This window comes from Flexivirga alba, assembly GCF_042661025.1.
GTDB lineage: Bacteria > Actinomycetota > Actinomycetes > Actinomycetales > Dermatophilaceae > Flexivirga > Flexivirga alba.
The window spans coordinates 304,386-322,698 of sequence record NZ_JBHSWH010000001.1 but is presented as its reverse complement, the minus strand read 5'-3'; the positions used below and the strand labels follow the sequence as shown (position 1 = coordinate 322,698).

15 protein-coding genes are annotated in these 18,313 nt (G+C 66.0%); 1 reads left to right on the top strand and 14 read right to left on the bottom strand.

Annotated features, from left to right (window positions below):
* Positions 1-34: 34 nt before the first annotated feature.
* The 6 genes from pstB to ACFQDH_RS01510 form a co-directional block, all read right to left on the bottom strand.
* Positions 35-811 (bottom strand): phosphate ABC transporter ATP-binding protein PstB, encoded by a 777-nt coding sequence (gene pstB / locus ACFQDH_RS01535; RefSeq protein WP_382397811.1) that lies wholly within the window; start codon positions 809-811, stop codon positions 35-37.
* Between the two features lie 24 nt (positions 812-835).
* Positions 836-1,756 (bottom strand): phosphate ABC transporter permease PstA, encoded by a 921-nt coding sequence (gene pstA / locus ACFQDH_RS01530; protein WP_465253872.1) that lies wholly within the window; start codon positions 1,754-1,756, stop codon positions 836-838.
* An 8-nt stretch (positions 1,757-1,764) separates the two neighbouring features.
* The gene (pstC, locus tag ACFQDH_RS01525; RefSeq protein WP_382397809.1) at positions 1,765-2,772 is read right to left on the bottom strand and encodes a phosphate ABC transporter permease subunit PstC; all 1,008 of its coding nucleotides are present in this window, start codon (positions 2,770-2,772) and stop codon (positions 1,765-1,767) included.
* Positions 2,773-2,990: 218 nt separating this feature from the next.
* Positions 2,991-4,124, bottom strand: a complete 1,134-nt coding sequence (pstS, locus tag ACFQDH_RS01520; protein WP_382397807.1) for a phosphate ABC transporter substrate-binding protein PstS — start codon at positions 4,122-4,124, stop codon at positions 2,991-2,993.
* Positions 4,125-4,288: 164 nt separating this feature from the next.
* A complete protein-coding gene (locus ACFQDH_RS01515; RefSeq protein WP_382397805.1) occupies positions 4,289-5,242 on the bottom strand; it encodes an NUDIX hydrolase in 954 nt (317 codons plus the stop codon).
* A complete protein-coding gene (locus ACFQDH_RS01510; protein ID WP_382397803.1) occupies positions 5,239-7,506 on the bottom strand; it encodes an RNA degradosome polyphosphate kinase in 2,268 nt (755 codons plus the stop codon). Before ACFQDH_RS01510 ends, ACFQDH_RS01515 begins: the two co-directional genes overlap by 4 nt.
* A 380-nt stretch (positions 7,507-7,886) precedes the next feature.
* On the opposite strand from ACFQDH_RS01510, the gene ACFQDH_RS01505 reads away from it, so the two are divergent.
* Complete coding sequence (locus tag ACFQDH_RS01505) at positions 7,887-8,345, top strand: hypothetical protein (RefSeq protein ID WP_382397801.1); 459 nt, start codon at positions 7,887-7,889, stop codon at positions 8,343-8,345.
* Between the two features lies 1 nt (position 8,346).
* On the opposite strand, the gene mshD is transcribed toward ACFQDH_RS01505, so the two are convergent.
* The 8 genes from mshD to ACFQDH_RS01465 all read right to left on the bottom strand — a co-directional run bounded on the left by mshD (position 8,347) and on the right by ACFQDH_RS01465 (position 18,296).
* Positions 8,347-9,186, bottom strand: coding sequence for a mycothiol synthase (mshD, locus tag ACFQDH_RS01500; RefSeq protein ID WP_382397799.1), 840 nt, complete (start codon positions 9,184-9,186; stop codon positions 8,347-8,349).
* 278 nt (positions 9,187-9,464) lie between these two features.
* Entirely contained in the window at positions 9,465-10,634 is a 1,170-nt protein-coding gene (locus ACFQDH_RS01495) for a hypothetical protein (protein ID WP_382397797.1), read from the bottom strand.
* 1 nt (position 10,635) lies between these two features.
* Positions 10,636-12,078 carry a hypothetical protein gene (locus tag ACFQDH_RS01490; protein ID WP_382397795.1) on the bottom strand — a complete coding sequence of 481 codons (1,443 nt, stop codon included), beginning with the start codon at positions 12,076-12,078 and terminating at the stop codon, positions 10,636-10,638.
* Entirely contained in the window at positions 12,065-12,979 is a 915-nt protein-coding gene (locus ACFQDH_RS01485) for a type II secretion system F family protein (RefSeq protein ID WP_382397793.1), read from the bottom strand. Before ACFQDH_RS01485 ends, ACFQDH_RS01490 begins: the two co-directional genes overlap by 14 nt.
* Before the next feature lies 1 nt (position 12,980).
* Complete coding sequence (locus tag ACFQDH_RS01480) at positions 12,981-14,942, bottom strand: VWA domain-containing protein (RefSeq protein WP_382397791.1); 1,962 nt, start codon at positions 14,940-14,942, stop codon at positions 12,981-12,983.
* A complete protein-coding gene (locus ACFQDH_RS01475; protein ID WP_382397789.1) occupies positions 14,939-16,312 on the bottom strand; it encodes a CpaF family protein in 1,374 nt (457 codons plus the stop codon). The genes ACFQDH_RS01480 and ACFQDH_RS01475 overlap by 4 nt, the downstream gene beginning before the upstream one ends.
* The gene (locus ACFQDH_RS01470; RefSeq protein WP_382397787.1) at positions 16,309-17,475 is read right to left on the bottom strand and encodes an AAA family ATPase; all 1,167 of its coding nucleotides are present in this window, start codon (positions 17,473-17,475) and stop codon (positions 16,309-16,311) included. The genes ACFQDH_RS01475 and ACFQDH_RS01470 overlap by 4 nt, the downstream gene beginning before the upstream one ends.
* Positions 17,472-18,296: an RcpC/CpaB family pilus assembly protein gene (locus ACFQDH_RS01465; RefSeq protein ID WP_382397785.1), complete on the bottom strand. Its 825-nt coding sequence runs from the start codon at positions 18,294-18,296 to the stop codon at positions 17,472-17,474. Before ACFQDH_RS01465 ends, ACFQDH_RS01470 begins: the two co-directional genes overlap by 4 nt.
* Between the last annotated feature and the right edge of the window lie 17 nt (positions 18,297-18,313).

The following is an 18,313-nucleotide window of genomic DNA, read 5'->3' as shown; positions in this document are numbered from 1 at the left end:
GGTCATTGGGGGAGAGAAGCCGGTCCAGCCCAACTCAGCCGAAGCGACCGGAGATGTAGTCCTCGGTGGCCTTCTTGGTCGGGTTGTTGAAGATCTGCTGCGTGTCATCCATCTCGATCAGGTTGCCCGGCTTGCCGGTGGCCTCGAGGTTGAAGAACGCCGTCCGGTCCGAGACGCGCGCGGCCTGCTGCATGTTGTGCGTGACGATGACGATGGTGAACTGCTCCTTGAGCTCGGTCACCAGGTCCTCGATGGCCAGCGTCGAGATCGGGTCGAGCGCGGAGCACGGCTCGTCCATCAGCAGCACCTGCGGCTCGACGGCGATCGCGCGTGCGATGCACAGGCGCTGCTGCTGGCCACCGGACAGGCTGGCGCCGGGCTTGCTCAGCCGGTCCTTGACCTCGTTCCAGAGGTTCGCGCCGACCAGCGACTCCTCGACCTTCTGGTCGAGCACCTTCTTGTTCTTGACGCCGTTGAGTCGCAGCCCGGCCACCACGTTGTCGCGGATCGACATGGTGGGGAAGGGGTTCGGCCGCTGGAAGACCATGCCGACCGTGCGGCGCACTGCGACCGGGTCGACCGAGGCGGCATACAGATCCTCGTCGTCGAGCATGACCTTGCCCTCGACCCGGCCGCCCGGCGTGACTTCGTGCATCCGGTTGAGCGTGCGCAGGAAGGTCGACTTGCCGCAGCCGGACGGACCGATGAAGGCCGTCACCGAGCGCGGCTCGACGGTCATCGTGACGCCTTCGACCGCCTTGAAGTCGCCGTAGAAGACGCTGAGGTCCTTGACGTCGATTCGCTTACCCATGAAGTGTTTTCCTAGTTGTCGAGGTCAGCTCTTGACCTTCGTGAAATGACCGATGACACGGCCGATCACGTTGATCACGAGAACGAGCAGGATCAGGGTGCAGGCCGCACCCCAGACCCGGTCGGCGCTGACCGAGTCGCCGGCCATGTTCGGCAGGTTGGTGTTGATCAGTGTCGGGAGGGCGGCGAGGTTGCCCGAGAAGAGATTCTGGTTCAGGAACTGCGAATACTGAGCCAGGATCAGCAGCGGCGCCGTCTCACCGGCGACCCGCGCGAAGCCGAGCAGCGAGCCGGTCACGATGCCCGAGAACGACGTCGGCAGCACGACGCTGACGATCGTCTTCCACTTCGGCACGCCCAGTGCGTATGACGCCTCGCGCAACTCGTTCGGGACGAGTTTCAGCATCTCTTCGGTGGAACGACATACAACGGGCACCATCAGCAACACGAGCGCCAGCGACGAGCAGAAGCCGTTCAACTTCCAGCCGAAGAAGGTCACCCAGACCGCGTAGATGAACAGGCCGGCCACGATCGACGGCACACCCGAGAGGATGTCGACCATGAAGCTGATGGCTTTTGCGACCTTGCCCCGGCTGTACTCCACCAGGTAGATCGCGGTCATGACGGCGATCGGGATGGCGATCACCGAGGTGCCGAGCGCGATCATCAGTGTGCCGATGATCGCGTGGCGCGCACCGCGCACGTTGTGGTCGAAGCCTGGTGCGCCGACGCCGGACTGGTCCTTCTGCCACCAGGTGACGTCCAGCATCGTGCTCAGGCCCTTGGACAGCACGGTCCACAGGATCCAGGCCAGCGGCAGCAGGGCGATCACGAAGGCTGCCCAGATCACGACCGTGGCGAGACTGTTTTTCGCCGCTCGTATGCCGGACCGGCCGTGGTTCAGACCACCGAGGTCACCGGCATCGGCCGGCGCAATGTCCTTCACGTCCATAGTCATTCGGAGAATGCCCTCCTACGCTCGATGACCACTCGGGCCAAGGCGTTCACCAGGAACGTCAGCACGAAGAGCACCAACCCGGCTGCGATGTAAGCGCCCGTGCCGACACCGGGGGTGAACTCGGCGGCACTGTTGGCGATCTTGGAGGCGAAGGTGTCGCCGCCGTTGAAGAGCGACGTGGTCCACTTCGTGCCGTTCGGGAGCGAGGACAGGATGTAGAGAACCGCAACGGTCTCGCCGAGGGCACGACCCAGGCCCAGCATGGTTGCGCTGATGATGCCGGGCTTACCGAACGGGAGCACCGCGGTGCGGATCATCTCCCACTTGGTCGCGCCGAGCGCGAGTGCCGCCTCGCGGTGCGCTGCGGGCGCCTGCGCGAAGACTTCTCGGGTCAGTGCGGTGACGATCGGCAGAACCATGATCGCCAGCACGACACCGACCAGGAAGATCGTCGTGCCGCCGCCCACGCCGCCGACCTTGCCGAAGAGCGGGAACCACCCGAGGTGGTCGGAGACCCAGTTCTGCAGCGGTTCGTATTTCGGCGCGACGATGAAGTAGCCCCACAGGCCGTAGACGATCGACGGCACGGCAGCGAGCAGGTCGATCAGTGCGGCGGCCGGCCCGGCCAGCCATTTCGGCGAGTAGTGCGTGAGGAAGAGAGCGATCGCAATGGAGAACGGAACGGCGATCACCAACGCGACGACCGAGGTCGCCACGGTCGTCCACAGCATCTGCAGGATGCCGAATCGCTTCTCCGAGACCTGCCACTCGCGGCTGGTCAGGAAGTTGACCTTGTCCTGACCGATCGCCGGAATCGCCTGGAAGAGCAGGAAGAGTGCGATCAGCACCACGATGGCGATGATCAGCAGTCCGCTACCAGTGGCTGCGCCTCCGAAGATGCGGTCGCCGAGGCGGCCCGTCTTGGCGTTGTCGCTGTGCAGCGGCGGTCGCCCGTCCGGGTCGGGCAACTCGTCGCCGAGCGACGCGCCTGTCGATGAACTCATTCGGTCTCCATGAACTGCGCGGCGTGGAGCAAGGTGCCGGCGCGATGGTGCGGTATGGCGGATGGTGCTGACGCACGCCTGCGGGGGCGTCGCTCATCACGACACCCCCGCAAGCCTGTCATGAAGGTTAGGACCCGTTGGTGTCGCAAGTCGCGAGCTCCTTGCAACGCCAACGGATCCTCAGCCTCCTGTGCATATGGTGATCAACTTCCGAGTCGTCAGCTGATCGAGTTGATCGATTCGACAACCTTGGCCTGGATCGGTGCCGGCAGCGGTGCTGCGCCGACGCCGGTCAGCTGCTTCTGGAAGTCGGCCGAAGCCATGTAGGTCAGGAACGCCTTGATGTCCTTGGCCTTGGTGGCGTCCGAGTACTTCGAGCAGACGATCTCGTAGGTGACCAGGATGATCGGGTAGGCACCCGCGGCCTTGGTCTTGTAGTCGATCTTCAGCGACAGGTCCTTGCCGGTGCCGATGACCTTGGCGGCCTCGACGGCCTTGCCGGCGGAGTCGGCGGTCAGCGCAACACCGTCAACGGTGGCCATGTTCAGCTTGTTCTGGATCGAGTAACCCCACTCGACGTAGCCGATGCCACCGTCGGTCGCCTTGATGGCGCTCGCGACGCCAGCGGTCTTGGCCTTGCCCTGGCCGACCGAACCCTTCCAGGTCTTGTCGTGCTTGTTGGGCCAGTCCGTCGGGTCGACGGTGTTCATGTAGTTGGTGAAGTTGTCGGTGGTGCCCGAGGAGTCAGAGCGGAAGAACACCGAGATCTTCGTGCTGGGCAGCGTCACGCCCTTGTTGGCGGCGGCGATGGCCGGGTCGTTCCAGGTGGTGATCTTGCCGGCGAAGATCTTGGCGATCAGCTGCGGCGTGAGGTTGAGCTTGCCGACACCCTTGACGTTGTAGGAGACCGCGATCGGACCGGTCACCATCGGGATGTCGAGTGCGTCCGAGCTGCAGGCGGCCTTGGCCTTGGCCGGCTCGCCCTTGTCGGGGTTGAGGGCCGAGTCGGAGCCGGCGAAGTCGACCTGCTTGGCGATGAACTTGGTGACGCCGGCGCCGGAGCCGGTGCCGTTGTAGGACACCTTCGCGCCGTTGCACTTGCTCTGGTAGCTCGAGATCGCCTGGGTGATCGCGTTCTGCTGCGCGGTGGAACCCTCCGCGGAGAGGCTGCCGGAGAAGCAGTCGCTGGCAGCGGCTGCGTTGCTGCCGGTCGCTCCGGCGGAGGAGCCGGTCGAGGAGTTGCCACCGGCCGAGCTGCTGGAGTCGGAGTTGGAGGCGCTGCCACAGGCCGAGAGCGCGAGCGCTGCTGCGACGGCCAGGCCGGAAGCGCGACCAATGCGGGTGATCTTCAAGAGAACTGCCTTCCACACAATGAAGTCGTCGGACCGGCCACGTCAGCCGGTCAACGCTGAAGGTAGGGAAGCCGGGTGACGTGTTACCACCCCAGTGGTGAACGGCGGGTGAACGCGTCACGTCGCCTTGATGAGGGTCCGGCGGGTGGCAGGTCAGCAAACGGTCAGGAAGGCGTATGGCGCTCGACGCTCATCACCCGCGCGGAGCCACCGCGGCCGGCGATCTGGCAGACCAGCGCTTCACCCTTGGCCATACCGTCCTCAGCAGCGACTGCCAGGATCTCGTGGAACTCGCTGTCCGGCTCGGTCGTCTTGCGCAGCACCTTCAGCACCGACGGCAGCAGCGGACGGTGGGTGCACAGCGCGGCCGGCTCGCCGCGCTTCAGCAGGCTCTTGAGATGGCGGGTCGAGCGGTCCGGGTCCTGCTCGAAGGTCTCTTCGGACAGTCCGTCCTTGGTGCGCAGCCGGATGCCGGCGGCGGCGGCATACGGCTGGACGGTGGTGAAGCAACGCGTCGACGGTGAGGTGATCACCCGCTCGATGCCGTATGCCGCCAGCAAGGGCACGAGGGAACGCGCCTGGACCCGCCCGTCGTTGTCCAGCGGCCGCAGCGGATCCGGCTCGTCCCACTGCTTGCGGGGGACGGACTCGGCGTGCCGGATCACGGCCAGCGGCCAGGTCTGTAGCGTCCCGGCGCGGTCGGCGTCGACGACGGCCTGCAGTTGCAGCGCGTCCCGCACGTAGCTGAGCCGCAGCTGCGCCTGCGCGGGCGTGAGCCACGCGACCTCGTCGATCTCGTTCTCCAGCTCGCCGCTGCCGCTCATCACTTCGGCGGCCCAGTAGCGGATCTCCTTGAGCGTGCCGCGCTGCATCGAGTAGACGGACCGGGGCAGTGGTATGCCGAGCCGTGGCCGAAACCCGGTCTCCTCCAACACTTCTCGTGCCGCCGCTTCGACCCAGGTCTCGCCGGGGTCGAGCTTGCCCTTGGCCCAGGACCAGTCGTCATACTTCGGCCGGTGCACCATGGCGACCTGCAACTGGTCGTCCTGGCGGCGCCAGAGCAGGGCGCCCGCGGCGGCGACCGTGCCGGTCCGCAGTGTGGCGGTGTGCGTCGTCACCGCCGGCGAGCCTTCCGCTTGCGCTTGGCATAGGTGGCGACCAGGTCGGCCTGCAGGTCGCGCAACGGATTGCCCTCGGCGTCCAGGTGATGTCGCTCCCACCGGGCGTCGCCGTGCAGGTGCCACGAGGAGGTGTCGTCCGACATACCTTCATCGAGCAGGGCACCCAGCGTCTCGATGTGCTTGGGGTCGGTGATGCGGACCAGCGCCTCGACGCGTCGGTCGAGGTTGCGGTGCATCATGTCGGCGCTGCCGATGTAGACGATGTCGTCCTCGCCCTCGATCACGAAGCGGAAGACCCGCGAGTGCTCCAGGAAGCGACCCAGGATGGACCGGACCCGGATGTTCTCCGACAGTCCTTCGACACCGGGCCGCATGGAGCAGATACCGCGGACCCAGATGTCGACGTCGGCGCCGGCCATCGAGGCGCGGTAGCAGGCGTCGATGATCTCCTCATCGACCAGCGAGTTGACCTTGATCTGCAGGCGAGCCTGCTTGCCGTCGAGTGCGGCTTCGGTCACCCGCTGGATCTTCTCCAGCAACCCGGTGCGCACCGAGCGCGGGGCGACCAGGAGACGCTTGAACTTGCTTCGTGGCGCCATACCCGAGAGTTGGTTGAAGAGGCGGGACAGGTCCTCGCCGACCTCACGGTCGCAGGTGAGCAGGCCCAGATCCTCATAGAGGCGAGCGGTTTTCGGGTTGTAGTTGCCGGTGCCGACGTGCGCGTAGCGCTGCATCTCGCCGTTCTCCTCGCGCACCACCAGGCACAGCTTGGCGTGCGTCTTGAGGCCGACCATGCCGTAGACGACGTGCACCCCGGCGCGCTCGAGCTTGCGCGCCCAGGTGATGTTGTTCTCCTCGTCGAAGCGGGCCTTGATCTCGACGACGGCGAGCACCTGCTTGCCCGACTCGGCGGCCTCGATCAACGAGTCGATGATCGGGGAGTCACCGCTGGTGCGGTAGAGCGTCTGCTTGATCGCCAGCACGTGCGGGTCGTTGGCGGCCTGCTCGATGAAGGCCACCACCGACGTGGAGAACGAGTCGTAGGGGTGATGCAGGAGTATGTCGCCCGACCGCATCGCGGCCATCACGTCGGACTGGGCGGACCGCTCGACCGGGGCCAGGTCGGGGTGCGGCTTGGCCAGGAACGGCGGCCAGCGCAACTCCGAACGGTCAAGATCGGCAAGGGTATTGAGGCCACGCAGGTCCAACGGCTCGGGCAGCCGGTAGACCTCGTCATCGCGCACGTTGAGCTCGCGGACCAACAGGTCCATGACGTGGTCGTCCATCTCGTCGGCGACCTCGAGCCGCACCGGTGGGCCGAAGCGGCGCCGGGTCAGTTCCTTTTCCAGTGCGGTCAAAAGGTTTTCGGCGTCGTCCTCCTCGACCTCGAGGTCCTCGTTGCGGGTGACGCGGAAGGTGAAGTGCTCGCGCACCTCCATGCCGGGGAAGAGGTATTGCAGGTGCTCGGCCATGACATCCTCGATGGCGACGAACCGTGCGTCATACAGCTTGTCCTCGTCCTCGCCGGGCGGCAGGGCCATCAGCCGCGGCAGCAGCGGCGGCACCTTGACCCGGGCGAAGTGCTCCCTGGTGGTCTTGGGGTTGATCAGCACGACCGCGAGGTTGAGCGAGAGGCCGGAGATGTAGGGGAAGGGGTGCGCCGGGTCGACCGCCAGCGGTGTCAGCACCGGGTAGACCTGGTTGCGGAAGAGCTTGTTGAGGTAGGCGCGGTCGGCGTCGGTCCAGTCGCCCGGGCGCACGATCCGGATGCCGACGTCGGCCAGTGCCGGGCGGATGTGCCGCTGGAACATCTTGGCGTGCACGTTCATCAGCTCGTGCGCGGCGTTGCTGATCTCGTCGAGCACCTCGCGCGGCTCCAGCCCGGAAGCGGACCGCACGGCGAGCCCGGTGGCGATGCGGCGCTTGAGGCCGGCGACCCGGACCATGAAGAATTCGTCCAGGTTGCTGGCGAAGATCGCCAGGAAACGGGCCCGCTCCAGCAGCGGCACCAGCGGGTCGCCGGCCAGCTGCAGCACTCGCTCGTTGAACTGCAGCCAGGAGATCTCCCGGTCCAGGAACCGGTCATCCGGCAGCTCCTCGTGGACGGTCTCGTCGAGCTCCGGAGCGACCCTGATGAAGCGGCCGTTGTCGCCGCGCGAACGCTGCGCCGCGCGGGTCTGCAAGCGCACCAACGACGCATCGCTGGCAGCAGTCTGCGTCGCCGGGTCCTCGGCAGCGTCAATGGTCGGCTCGGAGTCCATGCGCACATCTTCCCAAATCCGGCGTCGCCGCGCAGGAACCGGCTCGCAAACTTCAAATGGCATACCGAGGTGGCCGAGTAGCGGTGAGGTACGAGCCGCGTCTCGAGGTCCCGGCTCCCTGTGCTCACCTTGATGGCGCCGGCTACGCCGCCGTGCCGGTCTCACTCCGTTCGCTCCGCTAACGCTCCGCTCACTGCATAGGCCCGGCCCGACGACGCACCAGACGCCCGTTGGACCTCACCTGATCGTGCGCAGCCCGTAAGCCAAGGTGGCCGAGCATCGTCCTGAGGAGCCTGACCCCAACCGCTGGTATGTCGCAGAAGGCGCCTCGGTTCGGGGATAACGCTGCGCCGAGCATGTCCGGTGGGCGACGATTCAGCATGAGCGCGAACTTCGTCGACAAGACCCTGATCGACCTACTTCTCACCGCCGCACGCAAGTGGCCCGATGGAAACCAACCATGGTTCTACTACTGGTGCCGGGACGGCAGCCACCCTGTGACCGACGAGTCCGCGGACGCCATCGGCAGGATGCTGTGGAGCGCGAACTGGGACGCGACCGAGGCATGGGCGTACGAGGACGGTGCGGTGGAGTCGCCGGCGTTGACCTATAGATACGAGGAGCTGCCGGGCGTGCCCGACCCGCTCGTGGTCCTCCGGGCGATTTCGTACTACGGCTATCAGACGGCGGGCGACGAGATCGAGGAGTGGTTGCTGTCCGAGCCCAGCGCATTCCTCGATCGTCTCGCGCACACTGCGTGGCAGAAGCTACCCGGAATGACGGACGTGCCGTGGGGGTTCGACGACACACATCGCGACATCTTCCTCACGAGGTCATGACTCACTCTGTCGCAAGGGCATACATGACATCAACACCCGTGCGCCCAAACCCCAACCGCCGGTATGTCGCAACAGCCGCATCGTTGTCACCCTCGACATACAGGTCAATATGCCGGACCCCTCGAGACCGCAGATGCGCCAGCCCGAGCGCAGTGACGACCTTGCCGAGCCCGTGCCCCTGGTGCCCGGGGTCGACCGCCACGACGTAGACCTCACCCTCGTCCGCGCCGGGTTCGACCTTGGTCCAGTGCGACGCCGCGAGCTCGCCAGTGGCGTCGTCGAAGATCAGGATCAGCCCGGCGGGGTCCCACCACGGCTCCGCCATCCGTTCGTCGAGATCCTGCCGAGTCATTCGTCCCTGTTCGGGATGGTGCACGAACGCTCGCGCATTGAGGTCCAGCCAGGCTTCCTCATCACCGGCCGCGAACGACCGAACGCTGAATTCTGCTGGCACCGTGGGATTTTCGATCGTCGGTGCCGCGTCGACCTCCCGGCTCATCTGCCACAGGTTGCGTACCACGTGCAGGCCCGTCGACGCTGCGAGCGCCTGCGCGCCCGGCAGATCGCCGTGCGCCCAGAAGCGCGCGTCGGGCCGCTGCTCGAGCACCGCCTGCACGATGCTGCTGCCGAAGCCGTGCCGCCGGTGGTCAGGGTCGACGACCAGTTCGACGGCGCCGTCGTCGGCGACATACGCGCCCGCGGTCACGACGCCGTCGATGCTGACCACATGCTGCGGCTCCGTATGCCGCAGCACAAGCCGGGTCTGCTCAGACAAGGGCGCAACTCCGTCGTATGACGCAGCGCGGTCGGCAATGGCCAGAAGTTCCTCTGCAGCAGTCACCACGCCATCGTGAGGCATTCGTGCGACGGTTCGCTCGCAAGGGGTGCAGATCATCAACTCTCCCGGTGTCCGGGCCGTCCTGGGCGGAGGCCGGACGGCCGGGCAGGGAAGTGACGACAAGCACGCGCTGTTGCGTTCCCGTGCGCAGCGTCGATCCGGCTTTGGGATTCCAACGGCCACCGAATCGTGCAGCAGTCCCTTCAGGGCTCACGGCATGTAGGGATGTTGACCGATCACCATGAAGTACTTGATGTAAACGAACTGTAGACAAAGCCCGATCACACAAGCCAGCACGATGTTGACCAGTCTGACTTCTCGCCGGATGAGTCCCTCACCTCCTGCAGCGAGCATCGCAAGAGGGGGCACAGCAACAGATAGCGAAAGATCCCGCCAGTCACGGGTGTCGCAACAAGCAAGAAAACGGGGTATGCGGCGAGCCAGGTCCGCACCTCGACACCCCAGCCGTCGGTCCATCGACTGCACGCAATCAGAATGAACAAGGTGGCCAGGCAAGCCACAAACAGCAAGCCTGGCCAGCCGAGGTACTGGTACATATCGGAGAACCAGCCGATGGTCGTACCGGCTGAGATGCTGGTCCGCGCCGACGCCCCCGTCGGCGCAGGTGCTAGAAGCGCCGCAAGGGCTGACCACAACCACACGCCAACGATCGAGACAGCCGCGATGAGCGCGAGTCCGACCCCTTCGCGCCGGTTGAGAGGATCGCGCTCCCGGGCCCGCCATCGCGTCACCAGCACCGTCAGCGCGACCACAGCGATCGGCACGGTGATCAAACGGGTGAAGGCGAGCGCAGTCAGCGGAAGTAGCGTCCATGCATACGACCGACGCCGGATCATCAGCAGGGTGCTGAGCAGAAGCACGAACCCTAATGCCTCGCTATAGGCCGCCTGAAGTAGCGGCGCCGAGATGAAGCAGGAACTCAGAGCGACGGCACTCACGGCGAGGAACCGGCCCGCTGCCTTGTCCACGAGGCAATAGAGAAGCACCATCGCGAGAGCGCCGAGACACAGGTTCAGGATGCTTGCGGCCACTGCGAAGGACCAGCCAGTCAGATCCATCAGACCGTGAGTCAGGAGCGGAAAGAGCGGCGGGAAGGCCCACGCCCAGGAGGTGTTCACGGCACCAACGGTTGCGACTGCGTGCGTGTGGTAACCGTCCGTAGAGATGAATTGATACCACTGGCCATCCCAATTGGTGATGACTGACCAGTAGCCAGGGTCTGCCGACTTGTTCACGAATCCAAACATGCCCGGATGGGTTCCCGACCCAACAGGAACCTGGAATCGAGACGCATACTCGATGACCAGCGCATCAAACATCCGCACGATCGCAAAGATGGCGATTGGCACAAGTGCCGAGAACGTCCACCGTGGCCACTCGCGGCGGCTCGTAAAGACTGGGCTGCTGGGTTCTACTGCCACATCTGTCATGTCAATGCTTCCCTTCTCTCGGACGGGCGGGCGGCTCGAAGACATGCAAGTTCGATACGACGGCGACTTGGCTCCAGCCTGCTTCTCGCACCTGACTGACGTATTCGTTATCGACGACGATCAAGCCCACGCGCGGCGTCGACGGGATCGACCCGTGGTCCACGAAGGCGAGGTACTGTCTCTGAACGTCGCGTGGAAAGGCATCGATGGGGTTGCTCGCCCAGACGCGGATCCCAGCCTGTGCGAAAGTCTCCGCGACGGGGGCGAGGGTGAGCACGGTTCGTCCCGCCGCCAATTTCTGCACTGCCGGAACTGCGGCTGCGCCATCGGCATTCACGGCTGACCCGCGAGTTGTCAGTTGCCAGCCGATCCCTGCCAGAAGCATTGCCACAGCGGCTGCCGCCGGAATGAACGGAAAGCGCTGTCGTGGCACGTAATCCGCGCTCGACCTCCCACGCGCTGCAAGGGGTAGGAGGAACAACAGCAGCCAGATGCTGTTCCGGGACGCGACAAGCGTGGCCACCGCCATTCCGACGACGGCGACAACTTCCCAACGGCGGGGATGGCTGCGTGACCACATGGCGACGAGTCCGGCGGACGCCCCGAGCATGATGAGGTCGAAGGGCCGGTGGACGCTGGTGGGGGCCCAGAGGCCCGCGCCCTGTCGCGCCGCTTCATTCCCCAGCACACCCCGGTAATAGTCAACCGTGTGCCACCCTGCACTCGTCGCGAGGAGCACGGCAGCGAACGCGGACGATCCGACCAGTGTTCGCCGCCGCAGCGGACCACCGACGCAGACCAGGTGGACCGCCAACAGTGCGCAACCGACCAGCACACCGCCGTGCAGATTGCCCCAGAGGCAGAGCAACGGGACGGTGAGCCACAATCGTCGCGACGGACGATCCGCGTTCTGCAGCAACAGCACGACGAGGACGGCATAGGGCAGGAAACTCAGCGACGGCATCCGCGCGATGGCGAAGGTGGTGGCACCACCAAAGACGACCAGGACTAGCGCGGTGCTCGCTCGGGATTCTCGCTGATGAGCTTGCCCGTGAGCCAGCAGGACACCAAGTGCGGCGGTCACCAATGTGAGGTGCAGGACCAGCAACGACGACGAGCCGAGCGAGTGCACGGCAGAGAGCACGACTTCACCGAGTGCCAAAGGGTTGGCCCAGCCGCGAGAAGGTGCGGCGGCGAACGGAACCGACTGCGGTATGCCGAGACCCGCGCGGATGTGATCGCCCATGGCCACACCCCAGAACAGATCGGCGCCCTGCGTGGCCAGCGCCGACAGCATGACGACCAAGCCGGCGAGCACGAACCAAGCTGCACCGGGTAGATGCCTGCCGAGCGTGTTGCGGGTCACCAGGTCATTCGTTGCCGTGTGCGCGGAAGAAATCAGCAGGTCGGCGTCGAGCTGCCCCGCCGTATCAGTGGGCGGCATGCGAGAACATCTCGAAGATGCGGATGGCGCCGGGGCCGATGACCACCACCATGAGGGCTGGGAAGAGACACAGGATCAGTGGGAAGAGGATCTTCACCGTGACCTTCTGTGCCTGCGCCTCGGCCTTCTGCCGACGAGCCAATCGCATGGCGTTGGTCTGCTCGCGCAACACCGATGCGAGTGGAATGCCCATCTTGTCGGCTTGGGCGATCGCCGTCACGAAGCTCTTCACCTCCGCGAGACTGACCCGCTCACCGAGTCCGCGGAATGCCTCGCTCCGCGAGGTGCCGATCTGGATCTCCGCTGTCATCCGGGCCAATTCTCCGGCGATGGGGCCCTGCACGTTCCGGGCCACTTCCTGCAGTGCCGCGTCGAAGCCCTGTCCGGCTTCGACACAGATCGTTAGCATGTCGAGCATCTCGGCGAATCCGCGCATGACCTGCTCCTGGCGGTGCAGCGCCACGTTGTAGAGGAGGAGGTCGGGTAGAAAGAAGAGCAGGGCGCCGAGCAGCAGCGCACAGAACACCCCTTGCAGGCTGATGCCGCCGCCGAGCATCAGCCCGAGCATTGCCCCGAGGATGCCGCACAGACCTTTGGCGCCCAGCAAGCGTTCCACCGTCCAGGGGACCGGATGACCGGCTCGATCCAGGTTCCGCGCCAGACGGGTGATGACCGACGACGTGGTGAGCTTGCGTGTGGTGTGGGCCGTCAGCTCGAGCAGCCGGTCGACCAGGCTCGCGGCCTGGGAGTCCGTGCTCGGTGCGGCGCCGACACCGCCCCCGTTGATCAGAGCCAGCGACTTCGACACGGTCTGGGCGTCATCGGATGAACGTGCTAGCAGAAAAGCGGCGACCAGGATTGCCACCGCAATGAGCCCGGCGCCGGCATAAACGATGCCCATTTCATACCTCGATCTGCACGGTCTTGCGCATCCAGATGATGCCGATCACCATCAGCACGCAGGTGCCGATGAGCATCACCACTCCGATGCCTGTGGTCCACAACAGGGCGATGTAGTCGTAGTTCACGAACATCATGTAGAGGAACAAGCAGATCGGCAGCGCGATAAGGATCGCGGCCGAGAGGCGTCCCTCGGCGGACAACGCCGCGACTTGGCCCCGCAGCCCCTCGCGCTCCCGCAGCGTGTGCGCGGTGGTGTCGAGTGTCTCGGCGAGGTTGCCGCCGACCTGCCGCTGGATATTGATCGCCATCACCGCCATGTGCAGGGATTCAGTGCCCATCCGGGCGGAGACCTCGTCGAGGGCGTCGGCGATGTCCGAACCGATCCGCACCTGCGCCAGCGCCCGCGAGAGTTCCTTCGCCGCCGGTTCCGCAGCATCGCGGGTCACGCCCTCGAGCGCCTGCGGCAGCCCGAACCCGCTGCGCAGGCTGGTGGCAACGAGGGTCAGCAATTGCGGAAGCTGCTTCTCGAAGGCAGCGGCGCGACGAGAGGCCTTGAAGCGCAAGAAGCCGGTCGGCAGGGCGAAACCAACGACGGAACCGAGCAGCACGCCGACAAGAGGGGCATCACCGAGAAGGAGGACACCGGCACCGGCGGCGAGGACGACAGCCAGCACTCGCAGGACGAGCCACTCACCGGCGCGGAGCGGCAGGTCGGCACGCTGGATCAACTGCATCGTCCGGGCAGTCGAGCCGCGCTTGCTCATGACGCGCTCGCCGAACGCGACGAAGGCCTCGCGAGTCGCGGACGGCCCTCGTTCCTGCACCTTCTTGCCCTGACGGGAGGCGGCCTCCAGGTAGGACTGGATGGTCGCGATGCGGCGCTCGCGTTGCGAGTGCCGCGACGGCGTCACCAGGATGTAGGTGAAGAGGAAGACGCCGATCGCGAGCAGCGCTCCGCCACCCCACAGCGCCCAGGACGGCGCGGCCGTGCTGGCTGCTGGGGATGCGGGCGAGGGCGTGGGCTCCGGGCGAGCAGTGGCTGAGAGCGCCGCACTGCTGGGCGGGAGCGCCCCGAATGTCGCCTGCTGCGAGACGACGAAGGGCCTCCCGGCGACGGTGGCTCTGATGATCAGCTGATGACGGCCTGCGAGGAAAAGGGCGGGCCGGAGGGTGAACTGCGACTGGGAGCTGAGCGCCTGGGCCGACGAGCGGAAGGCGCCCGCCACGCCGGCAGTGTCGTTGGCCAGGACATCGGACCCGCCGCCCGCCGCAGCGAACAGCGCAAGGGCCCGTTCCGCGCCCTTGTCCCGGTTCTTGAACCGCACGACGTCGACTCGGATCCCCTGCGACTTCAGCGCTGCAGTCACTGCCGCGAGGTCCCTGGCCGGCCGCTTGCTCTCGGTATCCGCTCCATCACTGAGCAGCACGATGCTCCGGTCCCCGGCCGTGCCCAACACCTGGGCCGCCTTCTGCACCGCACCGTAGAGCGCAGTGTTACCGCCGGCGGTGAGTCCGTCGACGGCCTTCTGCACTGCCGACCTGTTGGTCGTGGGCTGGAGAACGAGAGCGGGGGACGATGCGAAGCGCAGCACGCCGACCTTCACATCGGACGGCACTTCCTTCAGATAGACGGCGGTCGCCTGCCGCACGGTCTGCATTCCATTGCTGCCCATCGAGCCGCTGGTGTCGATCACGAGCAGGGCTGTGCGCTGCAGGTGGCTGGTGCCCTGAACGGTGATGGGCACCGGCTTGCCGTCGACGGTCGCGGTGACCGACTTCGCGTCGACCTGCATCACCTGCTTGGCCCGGAAGGTCAGCACTCCCTGGTAGGTGCCGTGCGCCGCCTTGAGATCGCCGATCGTCACCGTGGGGTTGGTGTCGGCGCGGGATGGCGTAATCCACCCCAGGGTGATCAGCGCAGTGAGGACAGCGACCAGCACTGCCCTCGAACAAGGCCTCACAATCTCACCTGAGCGAACAGCTGAATGGGCACCTCAATGCCGTGGTCGGACAACTCCTGGACGAGTTTGGGCCGTATGCCGGTCGGCGCGAGCTGCCCACGGAAGCGACCCATTTCGTCCCGCCCAGCCGCATAGTCGAAGGTGAAGAGGTCCTGGAGCGTGATGATCCCTGACTCCATCCCGACAACCTCGGTGATCGCGACGATCCGCCTGCTGCCGTCCTTGAGGCGGGTTTGCTGGACGATCAGGTCGACAGCGCTGGAGACCTGCTCTCGAATGGCTCGCACCGGTAGATCGACCCCCGCCATCAGCACCATGGTCTCCAGGCGGGACAGCGAGTCGCGCGGGCTGTTGGCGTGGACCGTGGTCAGTGACCCGTCGTGGCCGGTGTTCATGGCTTGCAGCATGTCCAGCGCCGCGCCGTCCCGCACCTCGCCGACGACGATGCGGTCGGGCCGCATGCGCAACGAGTTGCGGACCAGCTCACGGATGGCGATCTGGCCGCGACCCTCGATGTTGGGCGGCCTGGCCTCCATGCGCAGCACGTGATCCTGGTGCAACTGCAACTCGGCCGCATCCTCGATGGTGACGATCCGCTCGTCCTCGGGCACGAATCCACTGAGCACGTTGAGGGTGGTGGTCTTGCCGGAGCCGGTGCCGCCGGAGATCACGATGTTGCGCCGACCGAGGACGCACATGCGCAAGAAGTCCCGCACCGCCTCGGTCATCGTGCCGAAACCGATCAGGTCACTGTCGCTGAAGGGATCGGCGGCGAACTTGCGGATCGTGAGTATCGCCCCGTCCAGGGCGATCGGCGCCACGACTGCGTTGACGCGGGAGCCGTCCGGAAGTCGCGCATCGACCATCGGGCTGGACTCGTCGACGCGTCGGCCCACTCGGGAGACGATCTTGTCGATCGTCCGGCGCAGATGGGCGTCGTCGCTGAAGCTCGCGTCCGTCGGGTGGATCCTTCCACCGCGCTCCACGAAGATGTCCGATGGTCCGTTGACCATGATCTCGGTGATGTCCGGGTCGCGGAGATATGGCTCCAAAGGACCGTGCCCGAGGATGTCGTCGGAGATCTCCTGGGCGATCCTCGTCCGATCGGCATGCGACAGGGGTGTCTGTTCGGCGTCGATGACGCTCTGCAGCGTCGCCCGCACCTGCGCGGCCAGTTCGGCTTCGGGCAGGTTCGGGTCGTACAGCCTCGGACCGAGCCGCTCCATCAGCGCTTGGTGGACGCGGTCCTTCACGGGCGCGAACACGTCGCGGGTACGCCGGCGCCGTGCCCCTGGCAAGGGAGCCGGATCCGGGGGCGCACCGGTCTGCGCCTGCCGAGCTAGGTCGATGCGAGCTGCGAGATTGGTCATTTGCTCCTCCTCAGCCGTTGGATGCGCCGGCCGCCGGCGCGCGTCGGCTCCTCACCGAAGTGCGGCCGCACCTTGTGGTCCACGAACTCACGGAGCGCAACGGCGAACGGGTCCTTCACCTCATCGACCGCAAGCACGACGCCGCGGTTGGCCGCCGCCGGGACGCTCAGCGCATTGGGCAGGCCCAGACTGATCGGGTAGTGCAGCGCGGTTTCGACGTCCTTGGCCGTGAGGCCCACCTTCAGATCCGCGCGGTTGAGTACCAGCAGCCGGTTCTGTTGCGGTGCGCCGAGGGTGTCGAGCGTGTTGATCGCCAGGCGCAGGTTCTTCACTGCCGGGATGTCGAGCGTGGACACCAGCACGAGTAGATCGCTCAGATCGAAAGCGCCCAGCACGTGCTCGGGCATCGACGGTGGCATGTCGAGGATGACGTAGTCGTACTGCGTGCGCGCGAGCCGGATCACCTCGCTCACCAGGTCAGCCGGCACCCGGTCCGCATCGGCCGGGTCGTGCGGTGCGACGAGCACGTCGACCCCGGTCGCCGCGTGCTTCGCGACGACGGAGGCCAGACCCTGGGAGTCGAGATGACCCGTCATCGCAACCAGGTCCATGATCGAGGTGGTCGGGGGCAGCTGTAGGCAGATCCCGACGTCGCCGAACATCAGGTCCAGATCGATCAGCAACGTCTTGGCGCCCGAGGTGGCCAAGTAAGCAGCCGTGTTCACTGCGATGGTGGTTTTGCCGACGCCGCCCTTCGCCGAGAACACGGTGACGACATGCCCCGCCGTGCCCTGTTCTCCGGGGGCAGTTCCGAGCTGTGCGCTCAGCGACTCGCTGCGTCGCACGGCTTCGACGAGCGCTCCCTGGTCGTCGGCCTGGACCACGTCACGCACGCCGCTGCGCAAGGCTTGGGCGAGGACGGCGACCTCGAGCCGGTGTCGCAACATCAGCACTCCCGCGCCGGGGCTCTCGACCCGCAACTGCTCGGCCAGCTCGTACGCGCTCTCGGCCGGGACTTCGGGTCCGATCACCACCAGATGGTGACCGTTGGCGCTGATCTCCCGTGGGACAGCTGCTCCGTGTGCAACCACCGTGACGTCGTCACCCAGCGCCATTCCGTAGGTGTCGAGTGCCCCGCGGGCGGGGTTCCAGAGGACGGTCATTTCACACCGCCCATGACCGATTTGCCGCCGAAGACGTTGCCGTCATCAGCCTCGCCGCTCGGGCTGACCTTGGTGCCCGACCCGAGCAGTCCGGCGTACAGCGTGTAGTCGTTGACCGCGTGCACCAGCCGAACCGACTCGGTGGGGCTGACCGCCACGGTGACCAGATAGGCCGTTGCATTGTTGTTGGAGTTGCCGGTGGAGTCACTGCCCTTGGCGTTCGAGGCGGAGTTCCCGTTGCTCGGGTTCTGCAGCGGTTTGGTGCCGAAGGCGATCACCTCGACATCCGCCAGCACCACGTGGGTCCCCGTCAGACCAAGTTGGTTGAACGCCTTGTCTTCCTCGCTGACACCGAGTCGCTTGATGCTGTGCGTCGCGTAGATGACGATGTGCGACCCGGGAGTGATGAACTGGCCGACGCGTTGCGGATCGGTCAGCTGGACGGCGATGGCGACCTTGCCGTTCGGCACCCCGATCGCCTTCTGGCTGACCGGGCTGGTACCGAAACGCGCGGACATCACGAATTCGCCGGGCTGTATGTCGGTGGTCGCGACCAGCGACTGGTTGGTCGCGTCAACCGCGTCGAGCACGCCCGCCGGTCGGCCGCTCTGGGCCACCTTCGTCGCGGCGATCAGTCCCTGGCTCTGTGCCTGCTCCAGCGAGGTGCCGGCCGGGACGAGCTTCTTGACGACGAAGGCGGTGACTGGATGCTGCGACTCGACGGCTCGGGCATCGGCGCCGTGCACGTAACTGAAGACGAGCCCGAAGCCGACGAGGGCCAGGACGAGCGCGAGGACGACTGCGACGATCCTACGTTTCATGGGTCAGTGCTTTCTGT